At 68.7% G+C, this 13,989-nt stretch carries 15 protein-coding genes; 8 read left to right on the forward strand and 7 right to left on the reverse strand.

What is annotated here, in order from left to right; all coding sequences use genetic code 11:
- The first annotated feature begins 13 nt into the window (after window positions 1-13).
- Window positions 14-496 (forward strand): Mpo1-like protein, encoded by a 483-nt coding sequence (locus HEP75_RS19855; RefSeq protein WP_185824649.1) that lies wholly within the window; start codon window positions 14-16, stop codon window positions 494-496.
- Window positions 497-524: 28 nt separating this feature from the next.
- Here HEP75_RS19855 and HEP75_RS19860 read toward each other — a convergent pair whose 3' ends face one another.
- Window positions 525-1,448, reverse strand: coding sequence for an NAD-dependent epimerase/dehydratase family protein (locus HEP75_RS19860; RefSeq protein WP_185824650.1), 924 nt, complete (start codon window positions 1,446-1,448; stop codon window positions 525-527).
- A 185-nt stretch (window positions 1,449-1,633) separates the two neighbouring features.
- Between HEP75_RS19860 and HEP75_RS19865 the strand changes: the two genes are divergently transcribed.
- From HEP75_RS19865 to HEP75_RS19890, 6 genes are read left to right on the forward strand one after another with little or no spacing between them, the layout of a single operon-like run.
- A complete protein-coding gene (locus tag HEP75_RS19865) occupies window positions 1,634-4,465 on the forward strand; it encodes a monovalent cation/H+ antiporter subunit A (RefSeq protein ID WP_185824651.1) in 2,832 nt (943 codons plus the stop codon).
- The gene (locus tag HEP75_RS19870) at window positions 4,465-4,824 is read left to right on the forward strand and encodes a Na+/H+ antiporter subunit C (protein WP_185824652.1); all 360 of its coding nucleotides are present in this window, start codon (window positions 4,465-4,467) and stop codon (window positions 4,822-4,824) included. The genes HEP75_RS19865 and HEP75_RS19870 overlap by 1 nt, the downstream gene beginning before the upstream one ends.
- On the forward strand, window positions 4,821-6,383 hold the full coding sequence (locus tag HEP75_RS19875) for a monovalent cation/H+ antiporter subunit D (RefSeq protein ID WP_185824653.1): 1,563 nt from the start codon (window positions 4,821-4,823) through the stop codon (window positions 6,381-6,383). The genes HEP75_RS19870 and HEP75_RS19875 overlap by 4 nt, the downstream gene beginning before the upstream one ends.
- A gap of 1 nt (window position 6,384) precedes the next feature.
- Window positions 6,385-6,885 carry a Na+/H+ antiporter subunit E gene (locus tag HEP75_RS19880; RefSeq protein WP_185824654.1) on the forward strand — a complete coding sequence of 167 codons (501 nt, stop codon included), beginning with the start codon at window positions 6,385-6,387 and terminating at the stop codon, window positions 6,883-6,885.
- The gene (locus tag HEP75_RS19885; RefSeq protein WP_145704729.1) at window positions 6,882-7,166 is read left to right on the forward strand and encodes a K+/H+ antiporter subunit F; all 285 of its coding nucleotides are present in this window, start codon (window positions 6,882-6,884) and stop codon (window positions 7,164-7,166) included. The genes HEP75_RS19880 and HEP75_RS19885 overlap by 4 nt, the downstream gene beginning before the upstream one ends.
- A complete protein-coding gene (locus HEP75_RS19890; RefSeq protein ID WP_185824655.1) occupies window positions 7,163-7,549 on the forward strand; it encodes a Na+/H+ antiporter subunit G in 387 nt (128 codons plus the stop codon). Before HEP75_RS19885 ends, HEP75_RS19890 begins: the two co-directional genes overlap by 4 nt.
- A gap of 96 nt (window positions 7,550-7,645) precedes the next feature.
- On the opposite strand, the gene HEP75_RS19895 is transcribed toward HEP75_RS19890, so the two are convergent.
- The 3 genes from HEP75_RS19895 to HEP75_RS19905 all read right to left on the reverse strand — a co-directional run bounded on the left by HEP75_RS19895 (window position 7,646) and on the right by HEP75_RS19905 (window position 10,189).
- Window positions 7,646-8,596 carry a calcium/sodium antiporter gene (locus HEP75_RS19895; protein ID WP_185824656.1) on the reverse strand — a complete coding sequence of 317 codons (951 nt, stop codon included), beginning with the start codon at window positions 8,594-8,596 and terminating at the stop codon, window positions 7,646-7,648.
- Between the two features lie 265 nt (window positions 8,597-8,861).
- On the reverse strand, window positions 8,862-9,431 hold the full coding sequence (locus HEP75_RS19900; protein ID WP_185824657.1) for a DUF1629 domain-containing protein: 570 nt from the start codon (window positions 9,429-9,431) through the stop codon (window positions 8,862-8,864).
- Window positions 9,432-9,529: 98 nt separating this feature from the next.
- Entirely contained in the window at window positions 9,530-10,189 is a 660-nt protein-coding gene (locus HEP75_RS19905; RefSeq protein WP_185824658.1) for a lectin, read from the reverse strand.
- Window positions 10,190-10,433: 244 nt separating this feature from the next.
- Here HEP75_RS19905 and HEP75_RS19910 point away from each other — a divergent pair, with 244 nt between their 5' ends.
- A complete protein-coding gene (locus HEP75_RS19910; protein ID WP_185814271.1) occupies window positions 10,434-10,937 on the forward strand; it encodes a hypothetical protein in 504 nt (167 codons plus the stop codon).
- A 60-nt stretch (window positions 10,938-10,997) separates the two neighbouring features.
- On the opposite strand, the gene hmgA is transcribed toward HEP75_RS19910, so the two are convergent.
- From hmgA to hppD, 3 genes are all read right to left on the reverse strand, one after another.
- Window positions 10,998-12,299, reverse strand: a complete 1,302-nt coding sequence (gene hmgA / locus HEP75_RS19915; RefSeq protein ID WP_185824659.1) for a homogentisate 1,2-dioxygenase — start codon at window positions 12,297-12,299, stop codon at window positions 10,998-11,000.
- Entirely contained in the window at window positions 12,296-12,709 is a 414-nt protein-coding gene (locus tag HEP75_RS19920) for an endonuclease domain-containing protein (protein ID WP_185824660.1), read from the reverse strand. The genes hmgA and HEP75_RS19920 overlap by 4 nt, the downstream gene beginning before the upstream one ends.
- An 82-nt stretch (window positions 12,710-12,791) precedes the next feature.
- Window positions 12,792-13,859 carry a 4-hydroxyphenylpyruvate dioxygenase gene (gene hppD / locus HEP75_RS19925; protein WP_185826677.1) on the reverse strand — a complete coding sequence of 356 codons (1,068 nt, stop codon included), beginning with the start codon at window positions 13,857-13,859 and terminating at the stop codon, window positions 12,792-12,794.
- Between the last annotated feature and the right edge of the window lie 130 nt (window positions 13,860-13,989).

Below are 13,989 nucleotides of genomic sequence, written 5' to 3' on the forward strand. Positions count from 1 at the left end.
CCTGGGAGGGACGATGGATACCACCGCCTACGCGCGCCCGATCGACCGCTATTTCGCCAGCTATTCCGACGATCACCGCAACGTCGCCAACCAGCGCATCCATGTGCTGGCGGTACCGGCGATCCTGTGGTCGGTGGTGGCGCTGCTGTGGTGCATCCCGGTCGGCGGCAGCTTGTTCCAGAGCGGGCTGTGGGCGGCACTGGGCATGTTCGCGGCGTGGATGTTCTACAACCGGCTGTCGCGGCCGCTGGGCTACGGCATGCTGGCCGCGTTCTTCTTCTGCGGTTGCCTGTGCCGGCTGCTGGAGGCGCGTCTGGGCCTGCACGGCCTGCTGTGGCTGGCCATCGGCGTGTTCGTGGCGGCCTGGATCACGCAGTTCGTCGGGCACAAGCTGGAAGGCCACAAACCCAGCTTCCTGACCGACTTGGTGTACCTGCTGATCGGGCCGGCCTGGGTGCTGGCCAAGCTCTATCGGCGCATGGGCTGGCGCTACTGAACCTGCCGCCGGGCCTGCCGCCTGCGCCTCAGCGCGGCTCGCCCAGCATCGCCGCATCCGGGGCGAAGGCGCGCGGCGCGTAGCCGAAATCGCGCTGCGCCGGCGTCAGATCGAACACCAGGTCCTCGCCCATGCGCTGCAGAGCGGCACGGTTCATGCCGCGCAGACGGCCGCCGGCATGGGCGATGCGCAGGGCCAGCGCGAACAGGGCGTGCGGCAGCGACAGCAGCCGCGCCGGCGGCTGCAGCGCGGCCAGCACCCGCCGCACCATCTCGCGGTAGCTGAGCACTTCGCCGCCGCCCAGCGCATAGCTGCGGCCATGCGTGGCCGGATGCGCCAGCACCGCCAGCGCCGCATCGGCCAGGTCCTGCACATGCACCGGCTGGCGCAGGCCGCGCGCGCTGCGCGGCAGCACGAACCAGCCGCTGCGCCGCGCCAGCGTGGCGATCGCGCTCAGCGTGCGGTCGCGGCCGGCGCCGTAGACGAGCGTCGGGCGCAGCACGGTCACCGCGGCGCCGCGTTCGGCCGCAGCCGCGAACAGGACCGCCTCGGCCTCGCGCAGGCGCCGGGCGACGTCGCGTTCGGCGGCGTCCAGCGAATCGCGCTTGACCTCCAGGCTGGTGGAACCGAACGCGACCACGCGCGAAGCGCGCAACGGCGTGCGCCGGTACCAGTCGGCGAACGCATCCAGCGGGCCGCAGCTGAAGATCGCCTCGGCCTGCACCGGCGGCGCCTGCAGCTGGCTCAATTCGCCCGGGTGCCAGTGCAGGCCGTCGCGCGGCGCTTGCGGCGTGCGCGAGAACGCATGCACCTGCCAGCCGGCGGCGAGCAGACCGTGCAGCAGGCGCTCGCCGATCTGGCCGCTGCCGCCGAACAGCAGCGCCACGCGCGCTCCCGCGGTGGGCGTAGGCGTCGTGGCGGCGGCAGCGGTGACAGGAGGCGCATCGGTCATCGCGCAAGCATAGCGAGCGCACGCCGCCACGCCCAATCCCGCGGCCGCCGCGCGCTCGCAAGCGCCTCACCCGGCCTGCGCTATCGTGCAGCGATGACCTTGCATGCGCCGACCACCATCGCAGGCCAGCGCCGGGAAGCGCCTGTTACACTCGGGCACCTGCTCGCGAATCTCGTATTCCCTGCATGATCCCCGTTCTGGACATCCTGCTGGCCTTGCCGTTCCTGATGGCGGCGGCCGTCATTGCCCTGCGCCACCGTTCGCGCGCCACGCTGGCCTGGGTCGCCGCGGCGGCGCCGTTGGCCGGGCTGATCGTGCTCGGCACGCTGACCCCGACCGTGCTCGGCGGCGGCATCGTGCGCGCCGACCACGCCTGGCTGCCGCAGATCGGCCTGCAGTTCTCGCTGCGCCTGGACGGGCTGGCGTGGATGTTCGCCGGGCTGGTGCTGGCGATCGGCGCGCTGGTGGTGATGTACGCCCACTACTACCTCAGCGCGCGCGAGAACGCGGCGCGCTTCTACGGCTACCTGCTGCTGTTCATGGGCGCGATGCTGGGCATGGTGATCGCCGGCAATCTGCTGTTGCTGATGGTGTTCTGGGAACTGACCAGCATCAGCTCGTTCCTGCTGATCGGGTTCTGGTCGCACCGCAAGGATGCGCGCGACGGCGCGCGCATGGCGCTGGTGATCACCGGCGGCGGCGGCCTGGCGCTGCTCGGCGGCGTGCTGCTGCTCGGGCGCATCGTCGGCAGTTACCAGCTCGATGCGGTGCTCGCCGCCGGCGATGCGATCCGCGCCAGCGCGCTGTATCCGTGGGCGCTGGGGCTGATCCTGCTCGGCATCTTCACCAAGAGCGCGCAGTTCCCGTTCCATTTCTGGCTGCCGCATGCGATGGCGGCGCCGACGCCGGTGTCGGCGTATCTGCACTCGGCAACGATGGTCAAGGCCGGCGTGTTCCTGCTGGCGCGGCTGCATCCGGCGCTGGCCGGCAGCGACCTGTTCTTCTACACGGTCAGCGGCATCGGCGCGATCACCCTGCTGGCCGGCGCCTGGCTGGCGATCTTCCAGCACGACCTGAAAGGCCTGCTGGCGTATTCGACGATCTCGCACCTGGGCCTGATCACCATGCTGTTCGGGCTGTCCACGCCGATGGCGGTGGTGGCCGGGGTGTTCCACATCCTCAACCACGCGGTGTTCAAGGCCTCGCTGTTCATGGCCGCCGGCATCATCGACCACGAGACGCATACCCGCGATATGCGCCGGCTCGGCAACCTGCGCCGCTGGATGCCGTTCACCAGCGCACTGGCGATCATCGCCTCGCTGTCGATGGCCGGCATCCCGCTGCTCAACGGTTTCCTGTCGAAAGAGATGTTCTTCGCGCAGGCGCTGGACGCCGGCGGGCCGGCGGCGATGCGCGTGTTCACCGCCACCGCGGCGCTGCTGGCCGGCGTGTTCGGCGTCGCCTACAGCCTGCGCTTCGTCTACGAGACGTTTTTCGGCAGCGGCCCACGGCAACTGCAGGCGATGCCGCACGAGCCGCCGCGCTGGATGAGAATCCCGGTGGACATCCTGGTGCTGCTGTGCGTGGCGGTCGGCGTGGTACCGGCGCTGACCGTGGCGCCTGTGCTGCGCACCGCCGCGCGCTCCATCCTCGGCGAGGCGCTGCCCGACTACAGCCTGGCGGTATGGCATGGCTGGAACGCGCCGCTGGCGATGAGCCTCGCCGGCGTGGTCGGCGGCGTGGCGCTGTATTTCGGCCTGCGCCGGCTGACCGCGCTGTACACCGAGGTGCGCCGCTCGCTGGGCAAGCGCGTGTTCCACTGGCAGGTGGACGCGCTGTTCGGCATCGCCGCGCGCTTCACCCGCCTGCTGACCAACGGCAGCCTGCAGCGCAGCCTGCGCTGGCTGCTGCTGAGCGCGGTGGTGGTCGCGGCGGCGCCGTTCGTCGCCGCACCGCCGCTATGGAGCCAGTGGCCGGCGCCGCAACCGATGCCGCTGCTGGGCTGGGCGCTGTGGCTGCTGATCGTCAGCTGCGCGCTGGCGACGCTGTTTTTGTACCGGCAGCGCCTGCTGGCGGTGCTGGTGATCGGCGGCAGCGGCCTGGGCGTGAGCCTGGTGTTCGTGTTCCTGTCGGCGCCGGACCTGGCGCTGACCCAGTTGCTGGTGGAGATGGTCACCCTGGTGCTGATGCTGCTGGCGATGAACTACCTGCCCAAGGCCTCGCCGGTGGAGCCGCAGCGCTGGCGCAAGCTGCGCGATGCGGCGCTGGCGATCGCCGCCGGCACCGGCATGGCCTTGCTGGCGTATTCGGTGATGACCCGCCCGGCGGCGACGATGGCCGGCGAGCTGTTGCAGCGCGCGCTGCCGCAGGCCTATGGGCGCAACGTGGTCAACGTGATCCTGGTCGATTTCCGCGGCTTCGATACCTTCGGCGAGATCACCGTGTTCGGCATCGCCGCGCTGGTGGTGCATGCGCTGCTGCGGCGCGCGCGGATGGCGCCTGAGAAAGTGATGCCGGGGCCGCCGATCAAGCTGCCGGTGCCGGCCGACCTGGCGCAGCTGATGTTCCCGCTGACCCTCACCGTGTCGATCTTCCTGTTCCTGCGCGGGCACAACGCGCCCGGCGGCGGCTTCATCGCCGGCCTGGTGCTGGCGGTGCCGCTGCTGATCCAGTACGTGATCCAGGGCGCGGCCTCGGTGGAATCGCGCTTCGGCTTCGACTACATCCGCTGCATCGGTCTGGGCCTGTTGCTGGCCGCGCTCAGCGGCATGGCTTCGATGCTGTTCGGGGTGCCGTTCCTGACCAGCGGCCACTACGACCTCTACGTCCCGCTGATCGGCGACATCCCGCTGGCCAGCGCACTGGGCTTCGATACCGGCGTGTACCTGGTCGTGTTCGGCGGCACCATGCTGACCTTGTCGATGATGGGCACGATCAAGCCCTCGCGCACGCGCGAGTCGCAGCGCGGCGAGATCGATCCGGCACAACGTTCGGCCCGCACCGGGGAGATGCGCTGATGGAACTGGCATTGGCGAGCGCGATCGGCGTGCTGACCGCGGTCGGCGTGTACCTGCTGCTGCGCGCGCGCAGCTTCGACGTGATCCTGGGCATGACCGTGCTGTCCTACGCCACCAACCTGCTGATCTTCGCCGGCGGACGGCTGGTGCAGGGCAAGGCGCCGGTACTGCGCGAGGGCGTCGCGCCGACCCTGGCCGACTACACCGACCCGCTGCCGCAGGCGCTGGTGCTGACCGCGATCGTGATCGCCTTCGCGATGACCGCGGTCAGCATCGTGCTGGCGATGCGCAGCCGCGGCGACAACCGTAGCGACCACGTCGATGCGCGCGTCGATCACGACGGCGACAGCGCGCTATGAACCATCTGGTGATCCTGCCGATCCTGATCCCGCTGCTCGGTGCGGCCCTGTCGCTGTTTGTGGAGCACCGCCGCTACGGGCGCCACGTGCGCCGCGCGGTGGCCTGGACCGCGATGGCGGCGCTGGCCGCGGCGGTGATCGCGCTGTTCGTGCGCGCCGGCGACGGCCAAGTGCAGGTCTACCTGCTCGGCGACTGGCCGTCGCGGCTGGGCATCGCGCTGATGGCCGACCGCCTGTCGGCGTGGATGCTGTTGACCACCACCCTGCTCGCCGCGGCCTGCCTGCTGCACGCCTGCGCCGGCTGGGACCGGCGCGCGCCGCACTTCCATGCGCTGTTCCAGTTCCAGCTGGTCGGGCTCAACGGCGCGTTCCTGACCGGCGACGTGTTCAACCTGTTCGTGTTCTTCGAGGTGATGCTGATCGCCTCCTACGGCCTGCTGCTCAGCGGCGGGCGCGGCCTGCGCCTGCGCGTGGGCTTCCACTACGTGGTGTTCAACGTCACCTCCTCCACGTTGTTCCTGATCGCCCTGGGTCTGCTGTACGCGCTGCTCGGCTCGTTGAACATGGCCGAGCTGTCGCAGCGCATCGCGCAGGCGCCGCCGGAGAACCTGCGCCTGATCAAGGCCACCTTTGGCCTGTTGCTGCTGGTGTTCTGCGCCAAGGCCGCGCTGCTGCCGCTGTACCTGTGGCTGCCGGAAACCTATGCGCGCGCGCCGGCGCCGGTGGCGGCGCTGTTCGTGATCATGACCAAGGTCGGGCTGTACGCGGTGCTGCGGGTGAGCACGCTGATCCTCGGCAACCAGGCGCAGGCATTGGACGGCTACGGCCGCGCATGGCTGCTGTGGCTGGGCATCGGCACGCTGCTGCTGGCCGCGCTCGGAGTGCTGGCCGCGGTGCGCCTGCGGGTGCTGGTTGGCTACCTGGTGATCGTGTCGGCGGCGACGCTGTTCATCGCCTTCGCGCTGGACGCGCCGGGCACGCTCGGGGCTGGCCTGTACTACCTGGCGCACAGCAGCTTCGTCGCCGCGGCGCTGTTCCTGATTGCAGACCTGATCCGGCGCCGCCGCGGCGACGCCAGCGACCGCAAGGAAGTGATCGCGCCGCTGCCGGGCAAGACAGTGCCCGGCGTGCTGTTCCTGATCGCCGCGGTGTCGGTGGCGGGGTTGCCGCCGCTGTCCGGGTTCCTGGCCAAGGTCGCGATCCTCAGTGCCACGCCCGCGGCCAACGCCGGCCCGGTGTGGGCCGCGGTGCTGCTCAGCAGCCTGATGGTGATCATGGGCCTGACCCGCGCCGGCGTACGCCTGTTCTGGCGCGTGCCGGGCGACCAGCACATAGACGACGACGGCATCGAACAATCGCCGCCGCCACAGCCGCGCAAGGCACGCGCACGACCGCTGGAAACCGCGGCGACGCTGCTGCTGCTCGGCTACGGCGTGGCGATGACCATCGCCGCCGGGCCGATGCTGCGCTATACCGAGGCCGCCGCCGCGCAGTTGCTGCGTCCGGCCGATTACGCCACCCAGCTGCGCGCCGTCGCGCCAGCGCTGCGGGAGCCCTGACATGCGCCGTCCCTGGTTGCGCCGCCTGTTTCCGTCCTGGCCGCTGAGCGTCACCGTCACCGTGTTCTGGCTGTTGATGAGCGACAGCTTCGGCCTGGGCCAGCTGCTGTTGGGCGCAATGCTGGGCGTGGCGGTGCCGCTGTTCGCCGCGCGCCTGGACCGCGAGTTCGCGCGCATCGGCTCGCTGCGTCCGGTACCGAAGATGCTGTGCGTGGTCGCCTGGGACATCGTGCGCTCCAACGTGGTGGTGGCGCTGCAGGTGCTGGGTCCGGAATCGAGGATCCACCCCGGCTTCATCTGGGTGCCGCTGGACATCGCCAATATCCACGGCATCGCCGCGCTGACCAGCATGATCACCCTGACCCCGGGCACGGTGTCGGCGGCGCTGTCGGACGACCGCAAATACCTGCTGGTGCACGTGCTGCACCTGGACGATGCCGAGACCGTGATCCGGCAGATCAAGACGCGCTACGAAGCGCCCCTGATGGAGATCTTCCCATGACCGGCCACATGTTCATCGAGGGCACCATCGCCGTATGCATGCACGTGGTGGCATTGGCGATGCTGCTGGCGCTGTGGCGGCTGCTGCGCGGACCGACCGTGCCCGACCGCATCCTGGCGCTGGATACGCTGTCGGTGACCGCGATCGCCGAGCTGATGCTGTTCGGCATGTACCTGGATTCGCCCGTGTACTTCGAAGCGGCACTGGTCATCGCCATGCTCGGCTTCGGCAGCACCGTGGTGCTGAGCAAGTACGTGCTGCGCCGGGACATCGTCGAATGATCGGGCTGCTGCAAGTGGGACTGTCGCTGCTGCTGATCGTCGGCTGCTTCTTCATCCTGCTCGGCGCGCTGGGCCTGGTGAAGCTGTCGGACTTCTTCAAGCGCCTGCACGCGCCGACCAAGGCCAGCACGCTGGGCGTGGGCTGCGTGCTGCTGGCCTCGGTCGGCTACCACCTGTTCCTGGGCCAGGACCCGCAACCGCGCGAACTGCTGATCACCGCGTTCCTGTTCATCACCGCGCCGATCAGCGCGCACATGATGGCCAAGGCGGCGCTGTCGCTGATGATGGAACAGCGGCCGCAGGTACCCGACAGCCGCGATCATGCCGGCCAGGAAGGGCTGCCGCCGCCGGCGCAGCAGGACGACCAGGGCGCAGTCCTGTAGGAGCGGCTTCAGCCGCGACCGGGCCTTGCCGATAACGCCCGGTCGCGGCTGAAGCCGCTCCTACAGGTGGCAGCGTCTGCATGGCGGGCTCCAGCCTCACCCCACCAGCGCCACTTCCAACCCGACCCACGCCAGAAACGCGACCAGCAGCACCGCGCCTTCGCCGCGGCTGATGCGCATGTCGCCGCGCAACATCGGATACAGCACCACGCTCAGCGCCACCGCTGCCGGCAGCTCCAGGCGCACGAACGAGGCCGGCAACGGCAGTGGGCGCAACGCCGCCATGCCGCCGATCACCACCAGCAGGTTGAACAGGCTGGAGCCGAGCACATGCCCGACCACCATGTCGCCCTGCCCGCGGCGCGCGGCGGCGATCGCCGCGGCGGCTTCCGGCAGCGCGGTGCCGATCGCCACCGGCAACAGGCCCACCAGCAGCGGCGACAGGCCCCAGGCGGCGCCGAGCCGCGGCGCTGCATCGACCACGAGCTTGGCGCCGAAATACAGCAGCGCGATCGCGATCAGCAGACGCAGCAGGTTCAGGCCGAGCGCGGTGCGGGTGACTGCGTAGCCGGACAGGCCGAGCTGGCGCCCTGCCTCCTCGCTGCGCGCGCGACGCAGCAGGAACACCACCACGCCGACGAAGCCCAGCAACAGCAGCACGCCTTCCAGGCGCGAGATCGCCCCGTCCAGGCCGAAGCCGATCAGCGCCAGCGTCGCCACCGCCAGCACCAGCAGCAACGGCGCCAGCATCCGCGTGCGCACCAGCAGCGGTGCCGCCAGCGCGGCCAGGGCCAGGGTCAGGCCGAGGTTGGCGATGTTGCTGCCGACCGCATTGCCCAGCGCCAGGTCCTGCGCGCCGACCATGTAAGCGCGCGCATTGACCGCCAGTTCCGGCAGCGAGGTCCCGAACGCCACCAGCAGCAGGCCGGCGACGAACGGCGAGGCGCCGCAGCGCTGCGCCAGGCCCGAGGCTGCCTTGACGATCGAGTCGCCGCCCAAGGCCAGCAGCAGCAGTCCCACCAGCACCAAGCCGATCGCGCTCGCCATCGCCCATCCCCTCGCCATTACGATGCGCGATTCTATGCGCAGCGCGGATGATGTAGCTGTCATCGTGGCGACCGGGCGGGAAACGGCTGGCTGGCCAGGCGGGTTTCGTCAGCGGAACCGGGTGCCGGCGGCGTGGATCGCGACCGCCACCGCTGCACCCGCAAAAGCCTGCGGATCGGCGAGCCGGTGAAGATCGCGGCCGAGTTCCTGAAGGAAACAAAAAGGACGACGAGGCCCTTTTATCAACGAATTCGCCCCACTTGTCTCACACCCGAATACCGTTGGAGCAGTCCAAAAATCGCAAGCCTCCAAGCCCGGACGCCTCGCATTGCTGCTTTAGCTGCTGGGAAACGAAAATGCGCTGCGAGCTTTCCTTGGCCCGGACGAGGTGGTGACCAGCCAAAGCCGCAGGCGGCAGGCTCTGAAGCGTTGAGAATCTCAGTGGCCCATCAGGCATAAAGCCGAACATGGGGGCATGCTGGGAGTGTTCGAGGTCGATGCAGGGCAATGTCTGGATCACATTGAAGACGTAGAAGCCCTCCAGCCTTTCCTCTTTGAGGTAGACGTCGGCTGGAAACAATTGGACGTCATCAGGATATTGGCGCAACACCTCAGCCATTGCCTGGCTGACGAATTCGAGCGTGTCGCTTTGGAGGAGATCGAACACCAGCAAGCGTGACCTGCTTACTTTCTTGTTGTTTCTGAAGGTCGGGGTGGCGGCAATCGTCGATTGCGTTTCGCCACTGATGAACAGCAGGTGGTCGGGCGAGAGCTTCTGGTCGTATTTGAACCAGAAAATTTCCGAGTAGCTCTCGCTGATGTCCAATAGGTACATGGCATTCCCTGCAGCGACCTGCACGAGTTGATCTTTATGCAGCGGGCATGCCCAGTACGTAACTGCCCTGCGCGCTGACAATCGGCTTGACGCCTGCGCTAGCCGCAGCCTTCCACGTAGTCCACCTGCGGCGGCAGGCCGACGCGCCAAGAGGTGGCCTTGCCCGCGGCGTCGGTCTCGAACACCAATACGCCGGGGTGGTCTGCACCGCTGCGGATACGCAGGACCTTGCCGCCTTCGATGTACTTGTGCGGCTGCTCTTCCACGCGTCCGGCGTACAGCGTGCGCAATTGCGCCAGGTCCATGCCGACATTGCCGCCGCCCGGCGCGGTTTCCTTGGCGGTGCGCACGTCGTAGCGGACCAGCTTGTCGGCCTCGAACATCAGGCCGAAGTCGTTGCCGCCCTTGGCCCAGCGCGGCCTGAGGACGTAGCAGTCACCCGCTTCGCCGGACTGCCCGTCGAGTTCGCCGCCCCAGGCCGCGCGCGCCTGCGCCGCGCTCATGCCCAGGCGCAGGTCGCCGTAGCCGTCGTCGCGAGCCAGCTGGCGCTCGGCCGGCGCCATCTCCGGCGGCATCGCCGCCGCGGGGGCCTGGGCCGGCGGCACGTCGGTGTCGGGCTGATCCAGCGTCGGCGGCGGCAAGGCGCCGTCGTCCGCCGTGCCGGCGGCAGCGGTCGAAGTCGGTTGCGGCGGCGGCGCCTTGTCGCAGGCGCTCAGCGCGAACAGCAGCAATGCAGCGGCGGGCAGGGTCGGCTTCATCGCAGTTCCTCGCAAGAGCAGCGCATAGGCTAGCGTGCGCGCCGTGCGTATGCACTGCCTGGCGTTGCGGAATCGCGATGCAGGCCCGTCATCTCATCGCCATCGCTCGTAGTGGCAGTTGCTGCGTCAGAGCCATATCGCGTCGCGCCGCACTTACGCGCCTCCCACAACAGCCGACGCGCACCGCCTGTCATCAGTATTTCACCGCCGACCGCCAAGCTTCTTCCCTTCCGGCACCACTGCCATGCACCCGCGCAAGACTGCCCTCGCCCTCGCGGCACTGCAATCCCACGCCGCGCCGCTGGACATGCGCCAGCGCCGTGTCCTGATCCTGGCCGACGGCCAACGCAGCGTCGAGGAACTGGCCGCGCTGGGCGGCAGCAATGCCGCGGCGATCGTGCAGGCGCTGTTGCAGCAGGGCTATCTGGACGACGGCCGCGTCGCCGCCCCGCCGCCGGCTGCAGCACCGCCAGCGCCAGCCGTCGCGGCGCCGGTGGATCCGCGCCGCGCGCTGCTCAACGCGCGCATGTACCTGCTGGATCTGCTGCAACTGCAGCGCCACCCCGCCTCGCGTCCGCTGCAGCAGCGGTTGCGCGAGGCGCGCGAGGATGTCGCCACGCTGCAGGCGATCGCCGACGCGCTGCGCGCGATGCCGGAGATGACCTCCGAGCGCTATGCGCAGCGCATCCGCGAGCGCCTGCTGGAAGTGCTGCCGACGCCGCTGCACGCCTCGTTGGAAGCGGCCTGAGCCCATTGCCGTAGGTGCCGCGCCTGGGCGGCGCGGGCTGGATGCCGCGCGCCGCGGCGCTCAGGGCGCGCGGAAGTTGCGCCGCAGCCCCTGCCAGCACTGCTGGTAATCGCGCTGGCGATGCGCGGCGGCCAGCGCCTGCGCGGTCGGGCGCAGCACCGCGCGCGTCTCGAACATGAAGGCCATGGTGTCGGCGATCACGTCCGGCCGCGACAGGTCCGCCTGCGAGGCCTTGTCGAAGGTCGCCGCGTCCGGACCATGCCCGCTCATGCAGTTGTGCAGCGAGGCGCCGCCGGGCGCGAAGCCTTCGGCCTTGGCGTCGTAGACGCCGTGCACCAGGCCCATGAATTCGCTGGCCACGTTGCGGTGGAACCACGGCGGCCGGAATGTGTGCTGCGCCACCAGCCAACGCGGCGGGAAGATCGCGAAGTCCAGGTTGGCGGTGCCCGGCGTGTCGCTGGGCGCGGTGAGCACGGTGAAGATGCTCGGGTCGGGATGATCGAAGCTGATCGAGCCGATCGTGTTGAAGCGGCGCAGATCGTACTTGTACGGCGCGTAGTTGCCGTGCCAAGCGACCACGTCCAGCGGCGAATGCGCGATCGGCGCCTGCCACAGATGGCCCTGGAACTTGGCGATCAGCGCGAAGTCGCCTTCGTCTTCTTCGTAGGCGGCCACCGGGGTCAGGAAATCGCGCGGATTGGCCAGGCCGTTGGCGCCGATCGGCCCCAGGTCTGGCAAGCGCAGCAGCGCGCCGAAGTTCTCGCACACGTAGCCGCGCGCCTCTTCGTCGAGCAGCGCGACGCGGAAGCGCACGCCGCGCGGGATCACCGCGATCTCCTGCGGTTCCAGCTCCAGCGTGCCCAGTTCCGTGCACAGCCGCAGCCGGCCCAGCTGCGGCACGATCAGCAGCTCGGCGTCGGCGTCGTAGAAGAAACGCCCCTGCATCGAGGCGTTGGCCGCGTACAGATGCACCGCCACGCCGTGCTGCGCCTCGGCCGAGCCGTTGCCGGCCATCGTGTACAGGCCATCGACGAAATCCACTGGGGCCTGCGGCAGCGGCAGCGGACTCCAGCGCAGTTGGTCCGGCGACACCGGCCCGGCATTGAAGTCGTTGTGGAAGTCGCCGGCCTGGGTGTACGCGGCGAAGCCGCCGTGCAGCGCCGCCGGACGGATCCGGTACAGCCAGCTGCGCCGGTTGGCGCCGCGCGGCGCGGTGAACGCGGTGCCCGACAGCTGCTCGGCGTACAGGCCATGGGCCACGCGCTGCGGCGAGTTCTGCCCGACCGGCAGCGCGCCCGGTACGGCTTCGGTGGCGAATTCGTTGCCGAAGCCGGACATGTACCCTTTCTGCGAGATGTTCATTGCGTGGGCTCTTGCTCTGAAGCCCCTCTCCCATCGGGAGAGGGGTTGGGGTGAGGGTACGGCGCCGCCGTAACGTGGCAAATTGCCTGGATCACAGCGTCCGTCGACAGCAGCACATCGTTGTTCCAGAAGCGGACGATTCGCCAGCCTTGCGACTCAAGCCAGCGCGTTCTTTCTGCATCGCGTGGTTCGCTGTGTTGCGAACCATCGAGTTCGACGATCAGCTTGGATGCCAAACAGCAAAAATCAGCGACATAGGGAGGAATGGGATATTGGCGCCGGAACTTGAGGCCTTGCAACTGCCCGCCTCTGAGATAACTCCATAGTTTGTGTTCGGCGTCGGTCATGGCCCGACGCAGCAAGCGTGCATTTTCCAGCGTTGAAGTAGGGAGCGGCGGTTTGACTCTCATTGAGCCACCGTACCCTCACCCCAACCCCTCTCCCGATGGGAGAGGGGCTCAAGCGCTTATCGGCATTCGCCGCGGTATCGCGTCAGAGCACGCCGCGCTTCATCTGGTCGCGTTCGATGCTCTCGAACAGCGCCTGGAAGTTGCCTTCGCCGAAGCCTTCGTTGCCCTTGCGCTGGATGATCTCGAAGAAGATCGGGCCGATGCAGTTCTGGGTGAAGATCTGCAGCAGCTTGCGCTGCTTGGTCTCCGGGTCGGCGTCGATCAGGATCTTGTTCCTGGCCAGCCGCGCCACGTCTTCGCCGTGGTCGGGGATGCGCTGGTCGATCACTTCGAAGTACGCGTCCGGGGTATCCAGGAACTCCACGCCGGCCGAGCGCATCCGCTCCACGGTTTCGTAGATGTCGTCGGTGAAGCAGGCGATGTGCTGGATGCCTTCGCCGTGGTAGGCGTCGAGGTATTCGTTGATCTGGCTCTTCGGATCGGACGATTCGTTGAGCGGGATCCGCACCACGCCGTCCGGCGCGGTCATCGCCTTGGAGGTCAGCCCGGTCTTGGCGCCCTTGATGTCGAAGTAGCGGATCTCGCGGAAATTGAACAGGCGCTCGTAGTAGTCCGACCAGCGCTGCATGTTGCCGAAGTACAGGTTGTGGGTCAGGTGGTCGATGAAGGTCAGGCCGAAGCCGGCCGGATGCGGCTCGGCGCCCGGCACCGGCTCGAACTCGGCGTAGACCGAACCCTTTTCGCCATAGCGGTCGACCAGGTACAGCATGCAGTCGCCAATGCCCTTGACCACCGGCGCCGGCACCGCGCGGGTGTCGGCCTTGTCGGCGATGGCTTCGCCGCCGTTCTCCAGCACCTTGGCGAACACCTCGTCGGCCGGATGCCGGAAGCGGATCGCGAAGCCGCAGGCGCAGGGACCATGCGCGGCGGCGAAATCGGCGGCGAACGAATCCGGGTCCTCGTTGACCAGGAAGTTGACCCCGCCCTGCCGGTACACGGTGATCGCGCGGCTGCGATGGCGCAGCACCGCGCTGAAGCCCATGCTGCGGAAGTAGGCGTGCAACTGCTCGCCCTGCCCGGCCGGCGCGGCAAACTCGACGAATTCGAAGCCGTCGATGCCCATCGGGTTCTCGAAGGTGGTGACCTGCATGCCCAGGTTGGCCGGCTGGGACGGATACTGCGGTTGTGCACTCATGGCTCGTCTCCTGGAGGACGCGGGCAGCGGCCGACCGAAATTTCGGATGCGGACGGACGCCAGACTCGCGAGAATGGACAGTAGT

Source organism: Xanthomonas sp. SI (assembly GCF_014236855.1).
In the GTDB taxonomy this organism is placed as follows: Bacteria; Pseudomonadota; Gammaproteobacteria; order Xanthomonadales; family Xanthomonadaceae; genus Xanthomonas_A.

Coding starts and splice junctions, on each gene's coding strand:
- HEP75_RS19855 (WP_185824649.1), top strand. CDS start 14: ATGGATACCACCGCCTACGCGCGCCCGATCGACCGCTATTTCGCCAGC.
- HEP75_RS19860 (WP_185824650.1), bottom strand. CDS start 1,448: ATGACCGATGCGCCTCCTGTCACCGCTGCCGCCGCCACGACGCCTACG.
- HEP75_RS19865 (WP_185824651.1), top strand. CDS start 1,634: ATGATCCCCGTTCTGGACATCCTGCTGGCCTTGCCGTTCCTGATGGCG.
- HEP75_RS19870 (WP_185824652.1), top strand. CDS start 4,465: ATGGAACTGGCATTGGCGAGCGCGATCGGCGTGCTGACCGCGGTCGGC.
- HEP75_RS19875 (WP_185824653.1), top strand. CDS start 4,821: ATGAACCATCTGGTGATCCTGCCGATCCTGATCCCGCTGCTCGGTGCG.
- HEP75_RS19880 (WP_185824654.1), top strand. CDS start 6,385: ATGCGCCGTCCCTGGTTGCGCCGCCTGTTTCCGTCCTGGCCGCTGAGC.
- HEP75_RS19885 (WP_145704729.1), top strand. CDS start 6,882: ATGACCGGCCACATGTTCATCGAGGGCACCATCGCCGTATGCATGCAC.
- HEP75_RS19890 (WP_185824655.1), top strand. CDS start 7,163: ATGATCGGGCTGCTGCAAGTGGGACTGTCGCTGCTGCTGATCGTCGGC.
- HEP75_RS19895 (WP_185824656.1), bottom strand. CDS start 8,596: ATGGCGAGCGCGATCGGCTTGGTGCTGGTGGGACTGCTGCTGCTGGCC.
- HEP75_RS19900 (WP_185824657.1), bottom strand. CDS start 9,431: ATGTACCTATTGGACATCAGCGAGAGCTACTCGGAAATTTTCTGGTTC.
- HEP75_RS19905 (WP_185824658.1), bottom strand. CDS start 10,189: ATGAAGCCGACCCTGCCCGCCGCTGCATTGCTGCTGTTCGCGCTGAGC.
- HEP75_RS19910 (WP_185814271.1), top strand. CDS start 10,434: ATGCACCCGCGCAAGACTGCCCTCGCCCTCGCGGCACTGCAATCCCAC.
- hmgA (WP_185824659.1), bottom strand. CDS start 12,299: ATGAACATCTCGCAGAAAGGGTACATGTCCGGCTTCGGCAACGAATTC.
- HEP75_RS19920 (WP_185824660.1), bottom strand. CDS start 12,709: ATGAGAGTCAAACCGCCGCTCCCTACTTCAACGCTGGAAAATGCACGC.
- hppD (WP_185826677.1), bottom strand. CDS start 13,859: ATGCAGGTCACCACCTTCGAGAACCCGATGGGCATCGACGGCTTCGAA.